Consider the following 22210-nt stretch of genomic DNA (forward strand, 5'->3'; position numbering starts at 1 on the left):
GGGAAGGGAGAGCAGATTGAATTCTCTGTCAGGCCGATTTCTGATCCTGACCACGGTCTTCGTCATGTTGGCCGAGATTTTGATCTTTGTCCCCTCGATCGCGCGTTTCCGCGAGGATTTCCTGCTAAACCGTCTTGAACGCGCCCAGATCGCATCCCTGGCGCTGTTGGCCGACGACATGCTGGCTGATGATCTTGAGGCAGAATTGCTGGCCAATGCGGGTGTCTATAACGTGGTGCTGCGCCGCGATGAGGTGCGGCAGTTGATGCTGTCCTCGCCCATTCCTGATCGGATCACCAACACCTACGACCTGCGCGACGCGACTCCGTGGATTTTGATCCGCGACGCGGTGGCTCGGCTGTTCACCCCAGAAAACGAGGTGATCCGCGTGATAGGTGAGCCGGTGAAAGACGCGGGCTTGCTGATCGAAGTCACAACAGACAGCGAACCGCTGCGCATGGCGATGACAGATTACGGGCTGCGTATTCTGGGGCTGTCTTTCGTAATTTCGATTATCACGGCGTTTTTCCTGTTTCTGGCTGTGCGCGTTGTTCTGGTGAAGCCGATCAAAAGCGTCGTAGGTTACATGCAACGCTATGCTGGCGCGCCCGAGGATGCGCGGGGAATCATCTCGCCCAACTCGAAAGTGACTGAACTGCGCGAGGCAGAAGAGGCGCTGGAACAGTTGCAGAAGGAACTGACCCAAGCCCTGAAGCAACGCGAGCGCCTTGCGCAACTGGGCGGTGCAGTGGCCAAGGTTAGCCACGATCTTCGCAACATCCTGACGTCGGCGCAGCTTTTCACAGACCGGATCGAAGCAAGCGATGACCCGTTGGTGCGGCGTATGGCGCCCAAACTGGTGAATTCGATCACCCGCGCGGTTTCCCTGTGCGAAAGCACATTGGCCTTTGGGCGCGCGGAAGAGCCGGCGCCGACGCTGACGATGGTGCCGTTGCGTGACGTGGCAGATGACGTTGTCTCCAGCGAATTGCTGTCCGTTACTGGAGGCTGTGTGCAAATCCTTAACGAGGTGCCAGAGGATCTTGTGGCGCGCGCTGATCCCGAACAGATGTTCCGCGTTATCATGAACCTGGTTCGCAACGCGCGTCAGGCGCTGGTCGCGTCGGCGAAACCTGGGAATATCACGATTTCCGGCTATGAGGATGAGGCCAGTTGGTACCTTGAGGTGAAGGACACAGGCCCCGGCTTGCCACCGAAGGCGCGCGAAAACCTGTTTACCCCGTTTCAGGGAGGGGTGCGTAAAGGCGGCTCTGGTCTTGGGCTTGCGATCTCGCAGGAACTGGTGCGTGGGCACGGCGGCGATCTGGTTCTTGCCGAAACCGGCCCAGACGGAACAAGGTTTGAAATAAGGCTTCCACGGGGCGGTGGTACTTTTTGAATTATTTTTGCAGAATCGACTTGCACGTCCCGAACACCGGGTCTACATAGCGCCTCACCAACGCGGACCGATAGCTCAGCTGGATAGAGTACTTGACTACGAATCAAGGGGTCGGGGGTTCGAATCCTCCTCGGTCCGCCACTTGGTGATTTCCTCAAATTTCGATGATCTGCATAGGGTTCTTTTAGCCTGTGTGAATTATGGCTTTTGCCGCGCGAGCGGGGCTTGTTGGATGTTCACGATTATCCCAGTTGGTCCCCGTTGAGTGGCAATTGCATGGCCCCAAGGCGTTGCAGTTCAGAGTTTTGGCTTCATGCCCAACCCCTGGTGATTCAGAGATGTAATTGTTCGAGGGCGATGCCGGTCCTGGGGGGCAAACATCGTGATCCTGCCTTTGTACCCTAAGGCACAAACGCGACGACCAGTGGCCCCCATAGCGTCAGGAAAATGTTCGCAACCGCATAGGTCATGGTGAATGCTGGCGTAGGGGTCGAGTTCCCGGCCTTCTCTAACAGCGTGGCAAAACCCGGGTTGCCCGAGCGTGATCCTGTCACGACCGCGCAGGCCTCAATCGGGTTTTTGATCCGAAGGACATAATAGTTAATTGGGAACTGAACGATCATGGGCATCAGAGTGACAACAACACCCAACAACAGCAGTATGACGCCATATTGCTGAATCGCTTCCAAAGCGGGTTTGCCAGCGTTCAGACCAACGACCCCGACGAAAACTGCCAAACCAAAGCTCTGCAGAAAATTCGCGGCCCCTTGGTTGATGCCGCCAATCTTGGGTTGTCGAACACGCAGATATCCAATGATCAGCCCGGTCACGAGACAGCCGAGGCCCGAGCCAAGCGCGACTTTTGTCCCTGCGATGACAAAACTGATCTCACCAATCAGATAGCCGACTGCCACACCGATCCCCAACGCGATGAAATTGGTGACCGAAGCCGAAGGGGGAACATATCCAGCCTCTTTCGCCACCCGGTTCAGGTCGTCCTTGTGGCCGACAATGCTGATTTCGTCGCCTGCTTGAATCACGGTGTTTTGCAGAACCGGTACGTCGTGACCAACCCGCGTAATCTTGGAGATATGTACACCGCGGCGCTGATCCGCTGTTAGCGCTTCGCGAATTTCGGCCAGAGTCTTGCCCGCCAGCTTGCGATTGGTGACAACAACATTGCGGCGTTCTTCGACAACGGTCAGTTCGGGCGGGTATTCGCCAATCTCACCGCTTGCGGTGCCCTCGAACTGGGTCAGGGTTGTGACCAGACCAGATACGACAATAACGTCGCCTGCCGTGACAACAATTTCAGGGGTCGGGTCCACCGGGACCCCATCGTGCAGCAGCTTTTCGACGATCAGATCACCGTTATAGGCGCCTTCGATCGCCTTGACCGATTGGCCGGAAACCGAGGCATCCGCATTTACCCTATAAGCGCGGGCGTCGAAGCGGTTCATCGGAAGAAACTCACCTTCTTCCAGTTTGCGGCCCCCGCCGCTGAGTTTCTGAGCAAGCTTTATTGCCTCTTGCCTCAGGTTGACGCGCATTATGATTGGAATAACGCTTACCGCCAGAATTGGGCCGATTGAGCCAAAGATGTATGTCACCGAGTACCCGACGGCGATGTTGGTTTTCAGTTTCTCAGCCTCGTCCGCGGCCAGCCCCAAAAGGTCTATCGCGTTTCCTGCGGTACCAATGATTGCGGATTGGGTCAGCCCCCCGGCGGCCAGCCCGGCCGCCAAGCCCTTGTCCAACCCAGCTAATCGGGCGACGACGATGACAAAGAACAGCCCCCAAAGCGTCATCATAAACGCGGCCAGAAGTTTCGTCAGTGCGGTTCGGTTCAGGGCTGCAAAAAACTGAGGCCCACCATTGTAGCCAACCATAAAAATAAAGAGAGAAAAGAAAACGTTCTGAACATCGGTGCTTAGGTTGATGCCACCGATCTGGCCCACAAAAACTGCCACCAGAAGGGTTCCGGCGATGCCGCCCAGTTCGAATTTGCCAACCCGAAACTTCCCAAGACCGTATCCAAGGCCCAGACAAAGAAACAGCGCCATGATCGGAAATGCCCGTAGCTGTTCAGTAATCAATTCCATTATGAAATCTCCTGGGTCGTTCAAATGGTCCGTTTTGCTCAAGATACATAGCGTAACTATTATGACGACTGGAAAATTATGACGACCAGCGTCATGTGGATAAAACACCTAGAATGAGCTTGCATCAAGAACAGATAAAGACGGGAGAAACGGAAGCGTCTTTTTTTGAAAGGTGAAATTTACCTGTCATTCAAATTGGCGTTTTAGTTTGGCCTCCGAACCCGAAACACGACGAGGCTGCATTCCTGCCTACAGTTAGAAATGATCGGAAAATTCAGGTGCAAAGCCTGATATTAAGCGATCCGGCCCGCAATTCGACCTAACACAACGGCACTCAGCAAACCATTTCCGGAAAGATACCCGCTGTCCCCTTTGCCAGACACGCCAACAGCCGCGCCGCCGCCTGCGTAGAGGTTGGCGAATTTAATACCGTCAGCTTTGAGAACGTGCGCGCAGGAATCGACCCGCAAACCGCCTTGGGTGTGAAACAAAGCGCCAGTGACGCGAACGCCTTTGTAAGGCGGTGCTAAAGGCGGCTGGTTAAAGGACCTGCCAAATTCATCCGTTTGACCGGTAGGAATGTCGTGAATGGTTTGCTCCAAAACCGCAGACGGCAAACTCAGTGCTTTTGACAAGTCTTCGATGGTCTCAGCGGATTGAATTGCCCCTGAGTCTTCTGCGCGCTTGAAATCCTCGAACTGGCGCGCAATCGCAGCGATACGGTCGTCGAAAATGGCGAAGGCCTCTGCGCCGGGCTGCGCCAGGACCGCACGGGCAGCTTCCGAATAGCCCTGCGCTTCGTTCCAGAAACGGTGGCCATTGCGGTTCACCTGTACACCGCCTTCGGTGATCACCGCCCACGTGATCAATATCCCATGAGGGTGTGCGACATTTCCGTGACCCTGATAGGCGCTTAAGTTCAGAAGCCCTGCACCAAGCCCTTCTCCCCAAACGATGGCCTCGCCCCGGTTGCCGCTGTGCCCGAACCAAAGCGCCTCTTCGATCTGGGGCATATGCGCGGACACCAAGGCGCGATTGCCACCGAAACCGTTGCAGGCAAGAATGAGGCGATCACACGCAATGGTTTCAACGGTTTCGTCCGGGCCGGTCACGGCCACACCCAAGATCCGGCCTTGATCCCGATACAGCGTTACCGCCCGTCGATTGCAGATGATGTCTAAACCTTCACGCTCGCAAGTGCTGCGTAGGGCGTCGATCAGCTCTTGGCCCGACCGTGACGGCAGCCCGTGCATCCGGCGGCGCGAGTGACCGGGATAGTCGAAATCCGTGACAACCGAAAAGGGCAGGGCGTGGCGTTCAGACAGCCAGTCGATGACTTCGGCGGCGTTGCTGGCCAACAGATCGACCAGAGCTTGCTCGTTTTCGCCATGTGCCTTTGTCTGGATATCACGCGCAAAAAGTGCGGCATCATCCGTGATCCCTGCTGCCTGCTGAAGCTTTGTGCCCGCAGCCGGGATCAACCCTGCGGACAACGCGGTTGAACCGCTTGGAACTGGATCGGCCTCAATGACCAGCACGTCCTGTCCAGCCTCCGATGCCGACAGGGCGGCGACCAGACCACAAGCCCCTGCGCCGATGATCAGCGTGCCGGTCGTCAGATCGAACCGGTCCGGCGGAACGCTCTCAACCCTGGGTGTCATCATAGCGGGCCCCAGCTTCCAGCATCTCGGCAGTTCCGATGACTTCGTTCAGACCGCCGAAGTCGAACATATTCTGGGCAAAAGGCTTGTTTGAACCGTTGACAGCCAGACTTTGATAGTATGCCTGAGCGGTTTTGGCCAAAGCCCGGACAATCCCGCCGGGGAAAATGACGATGGAATATCCCTGTGCCTCAAGATCGTTGGCGCCAAGTATCGGGGTCGCGCCGCCTTCGACCATGTTCGCCAAAAGGGGGACGCGCGGGGCAAATTGATCGGCGATGGATGTAAGTTGTTCGCGGCTTTGAGGGGCCTCGAGGAACAGAACATCTGCACCAGCCTCCAGATAGATTTCCGCGCGGTCGGTGGCGGCCCGATAGCCCTCGACGGCGATGGCATCTGTTCGGGCAATGATCAGGGTGTCATTATTGGCGCGCGCGTCGGCCATCGCTGCGATTTTCCCAGCCATTTCCTGCGCGGGAATAAGCGACTTGTCCGACAGATGCCCGCAACGCTTTGGATAGGTCTGGTCTTCGATTTGAAGCGCAGATGCGCCGGCGCGTTCATACAGGCGCATGGTTCGCTGGGCGTTGAGCGCATTACCAAAACCGGTGTCAGCGTCGATGATAACAGGTAATGAGACCCGGTCTGCGATCAGGGTCATGGTGTCTGCCATCTCGGACGCGGTGGACAGTCCGATATCGGGGCGGCCCAACCGCGTGTAGGCAACGGCTGCACCGCTTAGATACAGCGCCTCGAAACCAGCTTTTTCGGCCAGAGATGCGGTCAAGCCGTCATACACGCCGGGGGCGACAAGAATTTCTTTGTTTTTCAGGCGGGACTTAAGGCTCATTTGGCTCCCTCCAGCCAGTTCATCATGTGATCGCAATTTCGCTGGTGTGTAACAGTGCCCAGCGACAGGAGCGTTGCATCGTGAACCTCTTGCCGAAATGCGGCGCACCCATCTGTCAGCATAACGGTGTCGATGTCCCGCAGATGGGCATCGCGCAGAGTTGAGGCCACGCCGCCATTGGTCACGATACCCCCGACGATCAGGTTTTCGATACCCAAAGCGCGCATCAGATATTCCAGCCGTGTCTGGTAGAAGGCCGAGTAGGCCACTTTTTCGATGACGAAATCGCAAGGTTGCAGGGTATCGACCAGACTGTGCCCAAATCCGCCCGGCGCAAAGTCGCCTTTGGTCAGAAACGGGCGCAGTTTCTTTAGATGCGGTGCGATCAACGGCTCACCGTTGCGGTCCGGCACAAGTGTAAATTGCGCTGAAAAATAGCGCCCGCCAGCGGCTTGCAGCTTTCGCGCCAAGGGGGCGATGCGTTCGGGAAGTGCCGCGATTTCTTGGGCTGACTGACCTGCCCGGCCATAGGCACCTTCAGGATGGATAAAGTCGTTCTGAAGGTCGATGGTCAGCAGCGCCGTTTTGCGCGGGTCCCAAGTTTCTGGTTCGCTCATTCAGTCCTCCCCCTGTGGTTCGATGATCGTGTTGCCAAAGGAGTCTACGCGCCCTTGAAAATCTGGTTCGATCAGAACGGTCGTGTCCGGTTGGGTCAGAATGGCTGGCCCTTTGATTACAGTGCCAACCGGTAAAGACAGGCGATCAAAAATGGCCGTGTCATGCCAGGCGTTGCCAAAATGAACTTTGCGCGTCGACGAGGGCGCAACCTTGCCTTCCGTTGCCGGAGCAAGGGACGAAAGATCGAATTTCGGCCGCTTGCCCGTAACCGCGCTGCGCAGGTTCAGGATGCGTCGCACACCGTTTTTCAGCAGTCTTCCATAAGTGGCGTGATAAGCCGTATCAAAGGCTTGTTCGATATCGGCTTTGCCGGGCGCGGTCACCTTGCCGTCTGTCATCTTCACAGTCAGCGATACCGGTACGGTATGCGTTTGACCCACGTAGGCCATGTCCAGCTCGAATGAAACCTCACGCCTTTCGAACGTGGTCCGCGAGGCATCAAGAAGCGCCATTCCCTGATCCACGTGTTCTTGCATGAACGCGCCCAAAGCAGCCTGATTCAACTGCGTGACCAATGTGTTGATGGTCTGCACGAAGTCTTGCCGCATATCCGCGATCACGCAGCCCAGTGCCGAAGTGACGCCGGGATAACGCGGAACGATGGCGCGGGCGATCCCCACTTCGGCCAGCATCGCCCCGGCGTGCAACGCGCCGCCACCGCCGAACGGCATGAAGGCAAAACGCTTGGGGTCAAAGCCGCGCTCGATGCTTACAAGCCGGATCGCCCCGGCCATACGTGAATTGGCAACACGCAAAATGGCCTCGGCCGCCTCAAGCCTCGTCAAACCCAAAGGTTCGCCGACGTGGATATCAATGGCTTTGCCAGCGGCCTCTACGTCCAGCCTTTCCAGTTTGCCACCAATCGGGTTGTCCGGGTCGATACGACCCAGCACGACGTTGGCATCCGTTACCGTCGGGCGATCATTACCAAAGCCGTAGGCGACCGGGCCGGGATTAGATCCTGCGCTTTCAGGGCCGATGTTCAGTAATCCGCCCTTGTCGACCCATGCTATTGACCCTCCTCCCGCGCCGATGGTCGTTATTTCGATCATTGGGTTGCGCACAACCATCCCGAAATCAATGGAGGTCTGGGCCGACAGCATGGTCTGCCCTTGTGAGATCAACGAAACATCAAAGCTGGTGCCGCCCATATCCCCGGTGATGACGTTGTCAAAGCCCGCCGATTGCGCGATGTAGCCTGACGCAATCACACCGGCTGCGGGACCAGACAGCGCCGTGCGCACTGGCAGGCGGGACGCGGTGTTGACCCCCATGACGCCACCATTGGATTGCACAATCATGAATTCACCATCGAACCCGCCGGATCGCAGGGCGTTTTCCAAGCGGGTCAAATAGCCCGAGACCTCGGGTTGCAGATAGGCGTTCAGTGCCGTGGTTGAAAATCGTTCGAATTCACGGATTTCCGGCAGGATTTCTGACGAGGCCGACACATGTGGATTTGGCCAGATTTCGCGTATGGCCGCGACAGCAGCGGCTTCGTTATCTGGGTTGGCATAGGCATTGGCGAACAGGATCGCGACAGCTTCGCACCCTTGTTCAAGCAATTGCTTTGCCGCTTTGCGCACGGCGTCCAAATCAACCGGCGTGCGAATGGTGCCGTCCGCCAGCGTGCGTTCGGGCACCTCCAGACGGTCGCGACGATCCACAACGGGATCGAAATCACCGCGCAGCCCCCAAGTGCGCGGCCGATCCCTGCGGCGCATCTCCAACACGTCCCGCAAGCCCTCGGTGCAGATAACGCCCGTTCTGGCCCCTTTACGTTCCAGCAGAGCATTCGTGCCCGCTGTGGTGCCATGTACGACAACAGAGATCTCGGATAGGTCTTCCACCTCGCGCCCGATCCCGTCGAGAAACCCGCCCGACTGATCCGGGCGTGTGGTGGGAACTTTGGCGACGGTTGCGCTGCCGTCCGCTTCGTTCAGAACAAAGACATCCGTGAACGTGCCGCCAACGTCCACACCGATCATACGCCCGCTCATGGTGTCACCTCGCGCCATGCGGGGCCATAGTCCTGATCCGCCTGTTCGGCACTTGTATGCCCGCGTGCAACGTCCCGAGCGATCGCTTCAGGTGAACGGTGGCCTGCAGCGCCATAACCACCGCCACCGGGTGTCTCAAGGCGAACCGCTTGTCCTTGCTTCAACTCGATCCCTCTCATTTTTGAAACCAGGGGCGGTGCCTTCCACCCATCGTCCTGTTCATAGGTGAAGACATTCATCGCCCCGTCGCCGCCTTGGGCGATCCCCTTCGGGGCGAACTTGCCGCGTTCGCCAAACAAAAAGGCCTGAGCGCCATTTTCTTCAAGTACTTCAATCTCATAGATGGCCCCAAGTCCGCCCCGATGGGTGCCCGCACCTGCACTGTCCGGGCGCAAAGCCCATTGACGGAACATGACCGGATAGGCGGCTTCAAGAATTTCCATCGGCGGGATAGTTGCTGTCGAGATCGGAGCGTTGCCGTGATTCAACCCATCGCTTTCGACCGAGCCGCCGTGGCCCCCACCGTAAAAGCTGAACATCACCCATGGTTGTCCGTTTGAGCGTTTCCCAGCAATGGAAAGTGCATTGATTGTCCCATAGGCATTGGCGACAACCCGACCCGGTGCGGCGTTGGCAAAGGCCGAGAATACCACGTCGATCATCCGCAGAATAGTTTCCGTGTATCCACCTGTGGGGGCAGGGAACTTGGCTGACAACAGGCTGTCTTCGGGCACGATGACGTCGATGGGGCGCATTACCCCGGCGTTGGCAGGCAGCGCCGGAAAGACGTGTTTGATTGCCACATAGGCGGTCGCAACGGTCGTCGGCAGGGCAATGTTCACAGGCCCGGCGCATTGTGGGGATGAGCCCGTGAAATCCAGCACCATTTGATCGTCCTTGATCTCAAGCGCCAGTTTGATGCGAAGCGGCTCATCTGTGATCCCGTCATTATCGAGGAAATCCTCGGTCTCCCACCGGCCGTCCGGCAGTTCCTGCAACTCGGACCGCATCAGAGCTTCGGCCCGATCGCTGAGCGCCGCAAGTGCGGCTGAGACCGTGTCAGCCTCGTATTCATCCAGCAGCTCGTCCATTCTCCGGACCCCAAGATCCAAAGCGCCCAATTGCCCGTTCAAATCACCCATCGCTGATTGCGGCAGGCGGGTATTGCGCAGAAGAATGTCGATTATGTCCTGATTTATTTCGCCCTTGCGCGCCAACTTAACAGGCGGCAGAACGAAGGCTTCCTGAAAAACTTCGGTCGCAGCCGGGTTATAGTTTCCGGGTACAGCGCCGCCCACATCATGCCAATGCCCAACCGACGCGAGATAGCAGAACAACGTGCCATTGCGGAAATAAGGACGCACCAGACGCATGTCGGACAGATGTGTGCCGCCGATATGCGCATCGTTGAAGATATAGATATCACCGTCTTCCAGATCGCCGTCCGCGGCTGCCTTTTCGATCACGGCCTTCACCGCAAAGGACATCACGCCCACAAAGATTGGCAAACCGGATTTGCCCTGAATCAGAGTGTCGCCTGTCGTTGCCGAATAAAGCCCATGACTGGCGTCATGCGCTTCGGCAATGATCGGGTTGAAAGCCGCCCGAAACAGGGTGGCGTCCATTTCGTCGGCGATCTGCTCCATGCGGCCTGCAAGAACAGAAAGGGTGATGGGGTCAATTTCGATCATGCCTGCGCCCTTGTTTCTGCGATATCGTTCCAGACATCCTGACGTGTGATCAGATCGTTCTGTATCTCGAACCGGTCAATGAAGCGGATGCCTTCGAATGGTGAACCATCAGTCCATTCACCGGATAACGTACCCCTGCAATAAACGATCGCAGCGTCGCCATCGCTTTGCATGGCGTCGAACCCGTCGTAGGTTTTTGCGATGCGGTGATACCGGGTGGCTGCCCAGTTTCTGAGATCTTCCAGATCACGCATGGGCGCAGTTCCGGGAAATTGCATCACGAAGTCCGAGCTGAGCCTTTTGCGGGCGCTTTCAAGCGCGCGATCACCCATTTCGGCCAGGAAAGCGCGCACGATTTGCTCGGGGTCTTGTTTGGCCCGAGCAGGCTGTCTGCTCTTGCTGCCGCGATAGTAGTTCTGGTCTGAAATGTCGTGGATCACGACGGTCACAAGCTCTGGCGCAGCAGGTACTACGAATCGCACAGCATTGGTCAGTGCCACGCCAAGCCGTTGTTTTTCTTGTGCGCTATAGCTCTTGATCACATGCAATTCGACAATCGGCATGCAAAAGCTCCTCCGGTTGTTGTATTATTTGTAATACAGGTTTAAAAATAATTGTAAGACTATTTTTTGAGTTGAAATAATACTAAAGCTTGATTTTTAGAGTTCCGGTTCTACGATCGGAGGCGCTGTGAAAGGGGAATCATCGGGTGAACAAGATCAACGCGGCCAATCTTCCGGACGGGACCAAGGCGCAACGCGTCTATCTGCATCTGCATGATCAGATCACCGAAGGGCAGCTTGCGTCAGGGGAAACTTTGCCCGGTGAACAGCGGTTGGCTGAAAAGTTCGGGGTCTCGCGTGTCACAATTCGGCGGGCGCTGGACGCACTTTCTCGAAATGGTCTGATCGAACGTCAGGCAGGTAGCGGCACCCGGGTTTCGGGCCAATCCACCCTCGGGGCACCTGCTGCGATGGACTTCAACACGCTGATGCCGCAACTGGTTGAAATGGGGCACAGCACCACCGCGCGGCTTTTGTCCTTTTCATACGGCAAGGCGCCGGAGGTGGTGGCATCGGCCATGGGGCTGCCGAGTGACCAGCAGGTGCAGATCGCTACGCGCGTGCGCCTGACCGATGATGTGCCGTTTTCACATCTGACGACCTACGTGCCCGCCTCGATTGCACAGAATTATTCGGAAAGTGACCTCGCCACGACTCCGCTTTTCAAACTGCTGGAACGCAGCGGCGTACAGATCGAGGAAGCGCATCAGACCGTTTCCGCAACTTTGGCGGGGCCTGATGTGGCCGACGCATTGGGCATCGCTGTCGGCTCGGCTCTGCTGTCGCTCAAGCGGATCGTTCGGGACGTCGAAGGCAATGGGGTCGAATATCTTTCCGGCCTCTATCGCTCTGACATGTTTCGGCTCGAGATGCCCTTGGCGCGCGTGGGAACCGGTTCGGCCCGGCACTGGGAACCTGCGATCGGACGCAGCGAGGAGGTCGGGAAGTGAACGCACCGCGCACCATGCTCGACAAACTCTGGGCCTCGCATGAGGTACTGAGGCGCGAGGATGGCGTGTCGCTGCTTTGGGTGGATCGACACTTTGTACATGAAGGGTCGCATCATGCCTTTGCCAAGCTGGCCGAGCGCGGCCTGCCTGTGGCTGAAACGGCCCTCACCTTCGCGGTGGCAGATCATTACGCGCCCATACGAAGCCGGGAACGGATTGCCGATCCAAAGATTGCCCGGATGATCGAAACCCTGCGAAACAATGCGTCGGCTCATACCCTCAGGATTTTTGATCTGAGCGACCCGTCGCAAGGCATCGTTCACGTGATTGGGCCCGAGTTGGGCCTGACTTTGCCCGGACTGCTTATCAATTGCGGGGACAGCCACACATCAACTCACGGGGCATTTGGCGCGCTGGCGTTCGGGATCGGGGCGACCGAGGTTGCGCATGTGCTGGCGACGCAGACGGTCTGGCAGCGTAAACCCAAGGCGATGCGCATCAACGTCGAAGGTCGTTTGGGGTTTGGGGTTACGGCCAAGGACATAGCCCTGAACTGGATCGCGCAACTGGGCAGCGGCGGCGCGCAGGGTCATGCGATTGAATACGCGGGGCAAACGATCCGGGATCTGTCGATGGAGGGGCGCATGACGCTGTGCAACCTCTCAATCGAAGGCGGGGCGCGGTTTGGCATGGTTGCGCCGGATGAGGTCACGTTTGCCTATCTTGAAGGACGCGAATACGCGCCCTCGGGCGCAGACCTGCAAAGCGCGCGACAGGTGTGGCGCGGTCTTGTCACGGATAAAGGGGCTGTTTTTGACCGCGATATCACCCTGAGCGCGGCTGACATTTCGCCAACTGTCACTTGGGGCACCAGCCCAGAGCAGGCCCTGCCCATAACGGCCAATATTCCCGCTCCGGACCCCGTCGATCCAGCCAAGTCAAACTTGGCGCGTGAAGCATTGGATTACATGGGATTGGCACCAGGGCAACCGTTGGACGGTATCCCGGTGGATCAGGTTTTTATTGGCTCGTGTACGAATGGACGCATTGAAGACCTTCGCGAGGCTGCTTTGGTTTTGTCTGGGCGCCGGGCGCGCGTACCGGGGCTGGTTGTGCCCGGATCGGAACGGGTCAAGGCGCAGGCCGAAGCCGAAGGGTTGGACAGGATTTTCCAAGATGCCGGGTTGGAGTGGACCGCGTCGGGTTGTTCGATGTGCGTTGGCATGAATGGCGACGTCGTGGCCGAGGGTAAGCGCTGCGCATCGTCGACCAACCGCAATTTCCGCGGGCGTCAGGGACGTGGAGCACGAACGCACCTGATGTCGCCGGCGATGGTCGCTGCAGCGGCCGTAACGGGCACAATCACAGATGTCAGGCCGCTTATTCAGGGCAGGGCGGCATAATGGCTGGTTGGAGCACACAAAAGGGGCACGCCTTGGCGCTGGCGATCGACAATATCGACACGGATCAATTGATCCCGGCGCGTTTCATGTCGGCCCCACGCAGCGAGGGATATGGCCAGTATCTGCTGCACGACATGCGGCGGGACGATGATGAACAACTGACGGCAGATTTTCCGCTGAACCGTCACGAAGGGATCAGTATTCTGGTCGCCGGCCATAACTTTGGCAGTGGATCGTCGCGTGAGGCTGCGGTTTATGCGCTGGTCGATGCGGGCATTCGCGCGGTTATCGCGCCCAGTTTCGGTGACATCTTCGCCAACAATGCGATCAACAACGGCCTGCTGCCTGCGCAGGTCGATGCCCAGAAGGTGATGCAGCTACAGCACGCGTTGAAGGATGCCCCGGCCCAGGTTTCGATTGATTTGCCCGAAAGCCGACTGACCCTTGGGGACATCACGGTGACCTTTGAGCTGGACGAAGGATGGCGTGTGAAACTGATCAACGGCTGGGACGACATCGACCTGACCCGGCAGCATATGCAGGCAATCGGCGCGCATAGGAAAAACCGCAACAAGGCCGCCCCTTGGGCGTGGCCGAACAAACCGAATTAGGACACGTCGCGTGAAGACGGCGCAATACGGGCCAAGCGGCCTGAAATGGGGTGAGACCAAAAAATGCCCCTTCAACAAGTGGAGGAAGACTTATGAAAATGAACTCATTGGCTGCCCTGTTGGCAGGGGCCGTAATCGTCGCCGGAACGGCCAAAGCCGAAGAAACCATCTCGGCCGTTCACGCCTTTCCCGAAACGCTGATTTACACCCAAAGCTTTCTGGACTTTGTCGACAAAGTTAACGAAGCGGGCAAAGGAGTCATCCAGATAGACGTGCGCGGCGGTCCGGAAGCCATTGGCATGTTCCAACAACCCGATGCGGTTCGCGACGGTGTCGTCGACATGGTATATACGCCAGGCTCGTTCTATGGTGGCGCGCTGCCCGAGAAAGACGCGATGGTCGCCTCGAACCTGACCGCTATTGAAACCCGCGAAAATGGCGGAACAGAACTGATCGACCAAATTCATCAGGACAAAATGGGCCTGAAGTACCTTGGCTGGTTCGACAGCGGCGTCTGCTACAACCTTTGGACTCGTAACGAACCCAGCTTTGATGCCGACGGCAATCTGGAAGTCGAAGGGCTGAAGCTGCGCGGCAACAACGTCTACAACGCCTTTTTCACCAACTACCTTGGTGCACAGGTGATCGACCTGCCAACCGGCGAGGTTTACTCGGCGCTGCAACGTGGTGTTGTTGATGCGACGGGCTGGACCCAGATTGGCCTGATTGACCTGAAATGGAACGAGTTCCTGAACTTCCGTATCGAGCCATGCTTCTTCTCGACCGATCTTGGCGTCATCGTGAACCTTGACCGCTGGAACTCGTTGTCTGAAGAGGCGCGCACGATCCTGCAAGACGTCGCGATCCAACACGAAAAAGACAGTGTTGAAGCCCTGCGCAGCAAACGCGACGAAGACTTTGCGGCCCTTGATGCGGCGGGAATGACAGTTGTCAGTCTGGAAGGGGAAGCAAAGGCAAAATACCTTGCAGCGGCCCGCGAAAAGACGTGGGAACGTATGAAAGGTCTGATGGCCGAACAGCCCGGCGGCACCGATAACTATGACCGCCTGATCGAGCTGTTCTACGATCTCGACGCTGCAAACTAAGTCCAAAGACAGGCCCGTTCTGGTTGGACGGGCCTATAACTTTTCTGGGGCAAAGCAGGCGGGATGATGAAAAGGGTCTATGACGCAGTGCTGTTTGGCATGGCCTTAATCGCTGGTCTTTTGCTGGTTTGGCTGATGCTATCCGTCATCACGTCAGTTCTGATGCGAAATGCCGGGCTGCAACCTTTTGCGTGGTTGTTTACGTCTGCCGAATACGGGCTTTTATATATGACTATGCTGGGTGCGCCCTGGCTGGTGCGGGAAAAGGGCCATGTCCACATCGAACTGGTGACAGCGGCGCTGCCGATTGGCTTGCGCCGGATTGTCAGCCGTTCGGTGGCTGCCGCCTGTGTTCTGGTCTGCCTCATCCTTGCCTGGCAAGGGGCCGACTTGGTCCTGACGAATATCGAACGCGGGGACTATGACACCCGCGCTTACTATTTCCCCCGATGGATGCTGACGATCGCCTTTCCGCTTTCGTTTGGAATGATGGCGGTTGAATTTTCGCGCTTTGTCTTCGGACCCGAGCTGATGCACAGCGGAGAAGCAGGGATACACGAATAATGGAATGGTACGAAGCGCTTGCCCTGCTGCTTGGGTCAATAGTGTTCCTGATGGCCATTGGAATGCCTGTTGCGCTGGCGTTTCTTGCGGCCAACATTCTGGGCGCCTGGATTTTCATGGGGGGTGAACGGGGGGTTACGCAACTGCTCAACAACGGGCTGGGCGCGTTGACCAAATATGCGCTGATGCCAATCCCGCTGTTTCTGTTGATGGGAGAGATCTTCTTTCACACCGGGTTAGGTGGGCGCATGTTCAGCGCGATAGACAAGCTGCTGGGCCGACTGCCGGGGCGGCTGAGCTATGTAACGGTTCTGGGCGGCACCGCGTTTTCCACGTTGTCGGGGTCGTCAATGGGCTCAACCGCGCTTTTGGGGTCGCTGATGGTGCCTGAAATGAACCGCCGCGGTTACAAGTCGTATATGAGCATTGGGCCAATATTGGGAACGGGTGGCTTGGCGATCATCATACCGCCTTCGGCGCTTGCCGTTCTTCTGGCCACGCTCGCACAGATAGACGTGGCGGCCTTGCTGATCGCGGGCGTCATTCCGGGTCTGATACTCGCCTTCTTTTATATTGGTACGATCTGGCTTCAAACACGGTTGGACCCCGCCGCGGCACCGGCCTACGACGTGGAGCCCATGTCTTTGGCATACCGCGTGAAACTGCTTATGACTGAGGTCGTGCCGATGGTCGGCGTCATGGTCGTGATTATCATCTTGATGATTAAAGGCTTTGTCACACCGTCCGAGGCCGCAGCATTTGGCGCATTAGGCGTGTTGATCCTTGCCGCCATATTCCGCTGCCTCTCGTGGGAAGCGATCAAAAAGTCGGTCATCGGTGCCCTCAAGGTCACGCTGATGGCCTATCTGATTGTCTTTGGCTCGGCCACGTTCAGTCAGCTTTTGGCATTTTCCGGAGCGTCACGAGGATTGGTGAACTGGGCCATTGCATTTGAACTTGCCCCATTGGCTATGCTGACCGTGATGTTCGCTGTCTTGCTGCTGCTTGGCATGTTCATGGAGCAGATTTCGATCATGTTGCTGACCGTGCCAATCTTCTTTCCGCTGGCGCAGACGCTTGGGTTCGATCCGATCTGGTTCGGCCTGATCATGTTGCTTTCGCTCGAGATCAGCTTTACCACCCCGCCATTCGGGTTGTTGCTGTTTGTGATGAAAGGTGTCGCGCCGCCGGGTACCACAATGCGCGAAATCTATACATCAGCTTTCCCGTTTATTTTCTGCTCGATCCTGTTGGTGGTTCTACTGATCGCGTTCCCCGGCTTGGCATTGTTTTTGCCTAGCTTATGAGGCTGCCACGACCAGTAAGCCGCCACAAACGTGCGATGTATAGTTCTGGTCGGGTCGTCAGGCGCGTTGGGCCGCAAGGCTGCGTTTATCAGCGCGTCCACCGACGATGATGGAGCTTATCAGGACGATGCCAAAAAATGTTGAAAATCCGACAAAGGGGCCCCCTGTGGCTGACGCGATGCCGGTTACTGCCAAGACGGTAAGCAACGATAGCAACGGTCTTTTGTTCATCTCGAACTCCTCTTTGCGCTTGTGACTTCACTTATTGTTAAGTGGTCTGCGCGGTCGCCTGAGGCTTGCGAGGTTGCGCCAAAATTTTATGAGTTCCCGTCTAATCACGCCGCGCCCATACGCACCGGTGTTGGCAAAACTGCGAATGAATTTGGCGGCGGGGCGCAAGCCATATCGCCGGGCATCAGCCACATATTCGGCAATCCTGCCGGATGGCGTGGCGATATCGTCTGCTGAGGGGAGTTTGGCAGGATAAGGGGGTGCGGCCCGCAGCTAACGTACCACGCACTCACAGCCGTTGCGGTGCCCCCCCCTTAGTCAACCAAAACGAATGAATCCTACGATGTTCGCCCGTGGAACTTAGCCATTGCGCATCTCAACCAGTGTCAGGGTATCCGAGAACGGATCATATGCGCAAAAACCGGGATCCAATTCAGTTCCCGAAGGATCTTGTAGCCCGATGCTGATCAGGAATCCTTCGTGGCTGATGTGACGTTCTTCGGTTCTGCGAAACGGAACCCGATACCCTGCGTCGTGCCACAGGATTTTGCATCTTGTACCCAGCGCCAGCTCTGGGTCAGTAAAGTTACGATGCAATTGAAACAAAAAGGCGCAGACGAAAGACAGCACCGCCAATCCTGCCAATATCTTGAATTTGTGCTTCAAACAAAAAATCCTGTCTGTCTCAAGGCGTTACGCACAGGGCCAAAAAACGCGAAAATCGAAAATCTTACAACTGGTCACAACTTACCTCAGGATGCGCTTTGTCCAAAGCCGTTAATTTGGGCTTGTTTCCAAAATACGGCCTACTACGAATTCAGCCGTTCGTCTGCTGAACTGACAAAGTAGAAACTGCGTCCGGTGTTTTCAGCCCGCGCAGGTCGAGACGCCATAAATCCGTTTTTGGTCATCGAGAGGGCAGGGTATTCGCTCATCTCCGCGGAGAACCATAGCAAGTCCAGATCGCTGAATTGCAAAAGGTTGGGCAACTTAGTGGGTGAATATCAGCGATAATGACCCCACTAGGATCAGGCTAAGTGCCCAAACCAGATCCAGATTGAACCAGCTTTTCGACAGAAACCTGAGGCCCAGCCAATGATAGACGCCAAAGGCAAGCAGGCCACCGGAAACGGTCATGGCTAAGGTGTGGGCAAGGGCAACAGCAACGGCAATTCCGGCATTTCCGGTCATCAGGTCAGACGCGGCTGCGTGACCTGCGTTTGTGGCGACGGTGCGGCAAATACCCAGATAGATCGGAACCAGCATCAGGCCCGCTCCGTGCGCCATCGCAGCCAGAAACGACCACAGCACAAGCCTTGTCGGAGGCACACGCGCAAGGAAGCGCGGGTGCCGGCGATTGAAAAGCAGGTAAAGGCCCAGGCCAATCACAAGGCACGACGCGGCAATCTGGATTTCCCGCTGCCACTCGGCCAGAAACAGCAATGCTGTAAAGGGAAACAAGATGGCCGCCATCGCCAGAAGATGCCCGGTCGCCAAGGCGAGTAGCGCCTTGAACAGACTACCACCGCTTTTGTCCATCAGTGCCGCAGACACCGCCAGAGGCCAACCCATACCGGGGTTGATCCCGTGATATATGCCCGAGGCGACAACAGCCCACCAAAGGGCTGCTGCCGTATCTAATCCGTCCACGTGTCAGACAGACGGGTAGCAGAAGCTATCAGTTGAACAATCGCCGCCTTCCAGACGGATCTGGTGGCTGCGATACCCCTTTGGAAACGTGACATAGAAGTCTTTGTCCAGCTCCAAACCGCCATTTTCGCCGACATTGGCCATCACCATCTGGCCGCCCTCGTCATCGGGGTAGAACTGGTCGTCCCATGTCGAATACAACGAATTGGTCCAGTAGACCCGCTTGCCGTCACGACTGATCTCAACCATCTGTGGACCATAGGCAAAAGCCTTGCCGTTGGGGTGTTTCGTCCCGCGCGCAATCCCGCCCAGCTCGACCTTGCCAGTCAGTTTGGGTTTCATTGGGTCGGATACATCATATTGGTGCATTTCGCCCTGACCCCAGCACGCGACGTAAAGATACTTGTCATCCAGGCTCAGGTCGATGTCGGTGACCAATGGCGGCACGGCCTCGAACCCCTGCAACAGGGGTGGAAGGTTTTCGGCCTTTTCTGGCCGGGGGTCGATGGTGATCGTTTTCTTCGCCTCGAACGTGCCATCGTCTTTTTGCCACCACGTGAAGATTGAACCCTGCAGGTTGGTCGTATCCACAACGACCCCGCAGAACCCATAGTCCTTTGCCGGATCATGCGCAGGCCGGATTTCCAGCGCCATCTGGTGATTTTCGCCAAGGTCGATGGTCTGGACGTTGCGGCGTTCGCGCAGGTTCCAGAAGTGGATTTTGTGACCGTATTTGTTGGACAGTAAATCCTCGGCCACGATCCCGTTTTCGAATTGCGGGGGTAGGCCCCATTCCGAGCTCACCATGTAATCGCGCGGAAGGTTCCACCAGAAGTCGTAGTGCTTGGTTTGCTCACCCCGGTCCATCTCGTATCTGCCGAGGATTTCGAAGCTTTCACAATCCATGATGAAAATGCCGGGTGGTCCATCTGTGCCGTCTTTGCCACCACCCCCAAGCGTCGAGACATAGATACCTTCGGGGCCGCAATGGATTGTATGCGGGCGCGAATATCCTGTCTTGGCAAACACCTCTTCGGGTTCGATGATCTTGTGGATTTTTGCCTTGAGCGGCTCTTTCACGTCGATCACGTAGATGCGTGAGGATCGAATGCCGGGAATGATCAGGTACCTGCGCTCAAGAAAGGCGTGCCCGGTCAGGGGGGACAGCGCAGACGAGCAAGCGTTCCACCCGAAATGATGAAACTCATCTCCTTTGTTGGGCATAATGAGTTTGTGAACAATCTTGCTGTAGGTTTTGGAATTCGGATCAACGTCGATAACTGCTAACCCATCTGGTTGCGAACCGTCAGGACTAAGCATCAATGTAAAGGCCAGCGTTTCCGCCGGAGCCTCCATCGCAAGTTTAGGGGTTGCGTGAAAAGTGGGATCAGGTCTTAGGTTCATATCTGGCTCCTCCCAAAGCGCGGGCGCATGGCCAAAATGGGTTGGCCTTTAGCGCCCAATCCAGAGAATGCCACATAATCGAGATTCGTTAAATCTGTGGCGGCGGCCAATGCCCGACCCCGTTAATTGGCTTGTTGTTTAAGCCGGCAAATCTCGGCATCCGGCAGACCCACTGAACCAAGTGCTGACCCAAGGCGAAACGATTACTAATCAGGGGCGGTCCTTCGGTTTGGACAGTCGCAGGATTAGGTTTGCGGCAATCGGTGCGCCAATGATGACCAGCACAATTCGCGTCAGGTGGTGCGTGATGACAAACCCCAGATCCGCGCCTGATACAATCGCCAGCACCGTCATTTCCGCCTGCCCGCCGGGTGCGAAAGCAAGGAATGCTTCGACCGGACGCCCCAAACCCAAAGTGGTAACGATGGCTGTGAACCCTGCCGCCAAGACCGCAAGCACTACGACATAGGCGAATCCGGCGGCGACAACGCGCTGAAGCTCTCGCCAAGTGACGCCAACGAATTTCACCCCGATGGTGCAGCCGATAAAGAACTGCGCCGCCAAGATAGCCTCGCGCGGGGGGCGCGAGTGTATGAAATCGCCCAGCGACAACGCGGCTGTCAAAATCATGGGGCCCAGAATGGACGCGCCGAACAACCCAATCCTTTCACCCCCTTTCCAGCCTACAACCGCTGCCAGAACCATTAGCAGAACCTCGTGGATGGGTAACTCGCTGGCGGGTTGTCCAATGGGGTTTGTCAGGTCCGCATCGTAGAAAACTGTCAGAAAAATAGGGGCCAACGTCACGATGATCAGAACGCGCGTCCCGTGGATCAGGGACAAGGTACGCGGGTTGGCCCCGGCTTCGGTGCCGAAAATGATCATGTCCTGAAGGCCACCGGGCATGGCGGCATAGAATGCGGTTGTGGTGTCAAACCCCCATAGCTTGCGAAAGAACGGCACACCAATCAGGGCGATCAGGAGGATGAACAACGGGATCAGCATGATCGAGGCCGCCATTTTGGGCAGTTCGGCAAACAGGCTGGGGGTGATTGACGCGCCGACTGCAACACCCAGAATTGTCCGCGCTGCAACAGAAACCTGTCCGAAGCCTTCCATCGGCGCACGGGCCAGAGCAGCCATCAGGCAAGCTGTCATCGGGCCGAACAAAAACGGCAGTGGCAGGCCCAAAACCCAAAAGACCCCTGTGCCAAGAACCGCAAGGCCAGCGGTCACGGACCGCTTCATCAGCAGTGAATGAAAAATGTCTTGATTGGCCAACTCTCGTGTTCCATCGGCATTGACTCGCTTTGTATCCATATGTATACAATTGGACGCAACATGCAAGTATAGGCGTTATGAGCATTCAGGACGATCAGATTAAGCCCGGACCGCAGGGCAGCTCCGCCTATCAGTCCCTGCTGGACGAAATTCGCGCAGGGGCTTTGCTGCCGGGGGATCGTCTGCGCGAAATAGAGCTGTCGGAACGACTGGGCGTCAGCCGCACCCCTGTGCGGGAAGCGATCCGACAGCTAGAGGCGGATGGGCTGGTTACGCATGTTCCGCGTCTGGGCGCGACGGTCCGCAGCCTCGACTATGCCGAAGTGATGGAGCTGTATGAGATGCGCGCAGTGCTTGAAGGGACTGCGGCGCGACTGGCTGCGCGGGCTGCCTCTGACATTGAGTTGGATGAGCTGGACGTTCTCAATGACCGGCTTGCCGAGGCAGGCACAGGGCCGGACGCTGTTCGGATCAACAAGATTTTCCACGCGACGTTGTTGGATGCGGCAAAGAACAGGTTTCTGACGAAATCCACATTGTCCTTGCAGAAGGCGTTATTGATTCTGGGACCCTCACAGCTTTTGGACAGTGAACGGGCCGCGTCAGCCGTGGCGGAACACCGGCGCATCATGGCCGCGTTGAAGGCGCGCGACGGTGCTGCGGCAGAATCTGAAATGCGTGCTCATATCCAGGCGGCGCAACGAATGCGCATCCGCGCGCTGCAGGAGCGCGACCGGGCAAAGGACCGGGATTTATAAG

19 protein-coding genes and 1 tRNA gene are annotated in these 22210 nt (G+C 57.0%); 9 read left to right on the forward strand and 11 right to left on the reverse strand.

Going from position 1 to position 22210, the window contains the following annotated elements; translation table 11 throughout:
* Nucleotides 1–16: 16 nt before the first annotated feature.
* Both RUESEDTHA_RS13655 and RUESEDTHA_RS13660 read left to right on the forward strand, forming a co-directional pair.
* The gene (locus tag RUESEDTHA_RS13655) at nucleotides 17–1399 is read left to right on the forward strand and encodes a HAMP domain-containing sensor histidine kinase (RefSeq protein WP_255431735.1); all 1383 of its coding nucleotides are present in this window, start codon (nucleotides 17–19) and stop codon (nucleotides 1397–1399) included.
* Between the two features lie 64 nt (nucleotides 1400–1463).
* A tRNA-Arg gene (locus RUESEDTHA_RS13660) sits at nucleotides 1464–1540 on the forward strand.
* 260 nt (nucleotides 1541–1800) lie between these two features.
* On the opposite strand, the gene aspT is transcribed toward RUESEDTHA_RS13660, so the two are convergent.
* The 7 genes from aspT to RUESEDTHA_RS13695 all read right to left on the reverse strand — a co-directional run bounded on the left by aspT (nucleotide 1801) and on the right by RUESEDTHA_RS13695 (nucleotide 10944).
* Complete coding sequence (aspT, locus tag RUESEDTHA_RS13665) at nucleotides 1801–3501, reverse strand: aspartate-alanine antiporter (RefSeq protein ID WP_180887347.1); 1701 nt, start codon at nucleotides 3499–3501, stop codon at nucleotides 1801–1803.
* A 293-nt stretch (nucleotides 3502–3794) separates the two neighbouring features.
* A complete protein-coding gene (locus RUESEDTHA_RS13670) occupies nucleotides 3795–5162 on the reverse strand; it encodes an FAD-dependent oxidoreductase (RefSeq protein ID WP_180887500.1) in 1368 nt (455 codons plus the stop codon).
* Nucleotides 5146–6012, reverse strand: coding sequence for an oxaloacetate decarboxylase (locus RUESEDTHA_RS13675; protein ID WP_180887348.1), 867 nt, complete (start codon nucleotides 6010–6012; stop codon nucleotides 5146–5148). The genes RUESEDTHA_RS13670 and RUESEDTHA_RS13675 overlap by 17 nt, the downstream gene beginning before the upstream one ends.
* Nucleotides 6009–6629 (reverse strand): cysteine hydrolase family protein, encoded by a 621-nt coding sequence (locus RUESEDTHA_RS13680; protein ID WP_180887349.1) that lies wholly within the window; start codon nucleotides 6627–6629, stop codon nucleotides 6009–6011. Before RUESEDTHA_RS13680 ends, RUESEDTHA_RS13675 begins: the two co-directional genes overlap by 4 nt.
* Nucleotides 6630–8690, reverse strand: a complete 2061-nt coding sequence (locus tag RUESEDTHA_RS13685; protein ID WP_180887350.1) for a hydantoinase/oxoprolinase family protein — start codon at nucleotides 8688–8690, stop codon at nucleotides 6630–6632.
* Entirely contained in the window at nucleotides 8687–10381 is a 1695-nt protein-coding gene (locus RUESEDTHA_RS13690) for a hydantoinase B/oxoprolinase family protein (protein WP_180887351.1), read from the reverse strand. Before RUESEDTHA_RS13690 ends, RUESEDTHA_RS13685 begins: the two co-directional genes overlap by 4 nt.
* Nucleotides 10378–10944 carry a nuclear transport factor 2 family protein gene (locus RUESEDTHA_RS13695; RefSeq protein ID WP_180887352.1) on the reverse strand — a complete coding sequence of 189 codons (567 nt, stop codon included), beginning with the start codon at nucleotides 10942–10944 and terminating at the stop codon, nucleotides 10378–10380. The genes RUESEDTHA_RS13690 and RUESEDTHA_RS13695 overlap by 4 nt, the downstream gene beginning before the upstream one ends.
* 146 nt (nucleotides 10945–11090) lie before the next feature.
* On the opposite strand from RUESEDTHA_RS13695, the gene RUESEDTHA_RS13700 reads away from it, so the two are divergent.
* The 6 genes from RUESEDTHA_RS13700 (at nucleotide 11091) to RUESEDTHA_RS13725 (ending at nucleotide 16885) form a co-directional block, all read left to right on the forward strand.
* Nucleotides 11091–11894 carry a GntR family transcriptional regulator gene (locus tag RUESEDTHA_RS13700; protein ID WP_171123847.1) on the forward strand — a complete coding sequence of 268 codons (804 nt, stop codon included), beginning with the start codon at nucleotides 11091–11093 and terminating at the stop codon, nucleotides 11892–11894.
* Nucleotides 11891–13297 carry a 3-isopropylmalate dehydratase large subunit gene (gene leuC, locus RUESEDTHA_RS13705; protein WP_180887353.1) on the forward strand — a complete coding sequence of 469 codons (1407 nt, stop codon included), beginning with the start codon at nucleotides 11891–11893 and terminating at the stop codon, nucleotides 13295–13297. The genes RUESEDTHA_RS13700 and leuC overlap by 4 nt, the downstream gene beginning before the upstream one ends.
* Nucleotides 13297–13908: a 3-isopropylmalate dehydratase small subunit gene (leuD, locus tag RUESEDTHA_RS13710; protein ID WP_180887354.1), complete on the forward strand. Its 612-nt coding sequence runs from the start codon at nucleotides 13297–13299 to the stop codon at nucleotides 13906–13908. Before leuC ends, leuD begins: the two co-directional genes overlap by 1 nt.
* Nucleotides 13909–14006: 98 nt before the next feature.
* Nucleotides 14007–15014, forward strand: a complete 1008-nt coding sequence (gene dctP, locus RUESEDTHA_RS13715) for a TRAP transporter substrate-binding protein DctP (protein WP_180887501.1) — start codon at nucleotides 14007–14009, stop codon at nucleotides 15012–15014.
* A 63-nt stretch (nucleotides 15015–15077) separates the two neighbouring features.
* The gene (locus tag RUESEDTHA_RS13720) at nucleotides 15078–15578 is read left to right on the forward strand and encodes a TRAP transporter small permease (RefSeq protein ID WP_180887355.1); all 501 of its coding nucleotides are present in this window, start codon (nucleotides 15078–15080) and stop codon (nucleotides 15576–15578) included.
* Nucleotides 15578–16885 (forward strand): TRAP transporter large permease, encoded by a 1308-nt coding sequence (locus RUESEDTHA_RS13725; RefSeq protein ID WP_180887356.1) that lies wholly within the window; start codon nucleotides 15578–15580, stop codon nucleotides 16883–16885. Before RUESEDTHA_RS13720 ends, RUESEDTHA_RS13725 begins: the two co-directional genes overlap by 1 nt.
* A gap of 591 nt (nucleotides 16886–17476) precedes the next feature.
* On the opposite strand, the gene RUESEDTHA_RS13730 is transcribed toward RUESEDTHA_RS13725, so the two are convergent.
* The 4 genes from RUESEDTHA_RS13730 to RUESEDTHA_RS13745 form a co-directional block, all read right to left on the reverse strand.
* Nucleotides 17477–17782 (reverse strand): hypothetical protein, encoded by a 306-nt coding sequence (locus RUESEDTHA_RS13730; protein ID WP_180887357.1) that lies wholly within the window; start codon nucleotides 17780–17782, stop codon nucleotides 17477–17479.
* 324 nt (nucleotides 17783–18106) lie between these two features.
* Nucleotides 18107–18766, reverse strand: a complete 660-nt coding sequence (locus RUESEDTHA_RS13735) for a hypothetical protein (protein ID WP_180887358.1) — start codon at nucleotides 18764–18766, stop codon at nucleotides 18107–18109.
* A 3-nt stretch (nucleotides 18767–18769) separates the two neighbouring features.
* The gene (locus RUESEDTHA_RS13740) at nucleotides 18770–20170 is read right to left on the reverse strand and encodes a selenium-binding protein SBP56-related protein (RefSeq protein ID WP_180887359.1); all 1401 of its coding nucleotides are present in this window, start codon (nucleotides 20168–20170) and stop codon (nucleotides 18770–18772) included.
* A gap of 210 nt (nucleotides 20171–20380) precedes the next feature.
* A complete protein-coding gene (locus tag RUESEDTHA_RS13745) occupies nucleotides 20381–21418 on the reverse strand; it encodes an AbrB family transcriptional regulator (RefSeq protein WP_180887502.1) in 1038 nt (345 codons plus the stop codon).
* Between the two features lie 110 nt (nucleotides 21419–21528).
* Here RUESEDTHA_RS13745 and RUESEDTHA_RS13750 point away from each other — a divergent pair, with 110 nt between their 5' ends.
* On the forward strand, nucleotides 21529–22209 hold the full coding sequence (locus RUESEDTHA_RS13750; RefSeq protein WP_180887360.1) for a GntR family transcriptional regulator: 681 nt from the start codon (nucleotides 21529–21531) through the stop codon (nucleotides 22207–22209).
* The last annotated feature ends 1 nt before the right edge of the window (nucleotide 22210 follow it).

The organism is Ruegeria sp. THAF57, from assembly GCF_903914075.1.
Classification (GTDB): domain Bacteria; phylum Pseudomonadota; class Alphaproteobacteria; order Rhodobacterales; family Rhodobacteraceae; genus Ruegeria.

Bases quoted from the DNA above. Each gene is read 5' to 3' on its own strand.
- RUESEDTHA_RS13690 (WP_180887351.1), bottom strand. From the start codon at position 10,381: ATGATCGAAATTGACCCCATCACCCTTTCTGTTCTTGCAGGCCGCATG.
- RUESEDTHA_RS13670 (WP_180887500.1), bottom strand. From the start codon at position 5,162: ATGACACCCAGGGTTGAGAGCGTTCCGCCGGACCGGTTCGATCTGACG.
- RUESEDTHA_RS13740 (WP_180887359.1), bottom strand. From the start codon at position 20,170: ATGAACCTAAGACCTGATCCCACTTTTCACGCAACCCCTAAACTTGCG.
- RUESEDTHA_RS13685 (WP_180887350.1), bottom strand. From the start codon at position 8,690: ATGAGCGGGCGTATGATCGGTGTGGACGTTGGCGGCACGTTCACGGAT.
- RUESEDTHA_RS13720 (WP_180887355.1), top strand. From the start codon at position 15,078: ATGATGAAAAGGGTCTATGACGCAGTGCTGTTTGGCATGGCCTTAATC.
- RUESEDTHA_RS13695 (WP_180887352.1), bottom strand. From the start codon at position 10,944: ATGCCGATTGTCGAATTGCATGTGATCAAGAGCTATAGCGCACAAGAA.
- aspT (WP_180887347.1), bottom strand. From the start codon at position 3,501: ATGGAATTGATTACTGAACAGCTACGGGCATTTCCGATCATGGCGCTG.
- leuD (WP_180887354.1), top strand. From the start codon at position 13,297: ATGGCTGGTTGGAGCACACAAAAGGGGCACGCCTTGGCGCTGGCGATC.
- RUESEDTHA_RS13750 (WP_180887360.1), top strand. From the start codon at position 21,529: ATGAGCATTCAGGACGATCAGATTAAGCCCGGACCGCAGGGCAGCTCC.
- RUESEDTHA_RS13745 (WP_180887502.1), bottom strand. From the start codon at position 21,418: ATGAAGCGGTCCGTGACCGCTGGCCTTGCGGTTCTTGGCACAGGGGTC.
- RUESEDTHA_RS13725 (WP_180887356.1), top strand. From the start codon at position 15,578: ATGGAATGGTACGAAGCGCTTGCCCTGCTGCTTGGGTCAATAGTGTTC.
- dctP (WP_180887501.1), top strand. From the start codon at position 14,007: ATGAACTCATTGGCTGCCCTGTTGGCAGGGGCCGTAATCGTCGCCGGA.
- RUESEDTHA_RS13675 (WP_180887348.1), bottom strand. From the start codon at position 6,012: ATGAGCCTTAAGTCCCGCCTGAAAAACAAAGAAATTCTTGTCGCCCCC.
- RUESEDTHA_RS13680 (WP_180887349.1), bottom strand. From the start codon at position 6,629: ATGAGCGAACCAGAAACTTGGGACCCGCGCAAAACGGCGCTGCTGACC.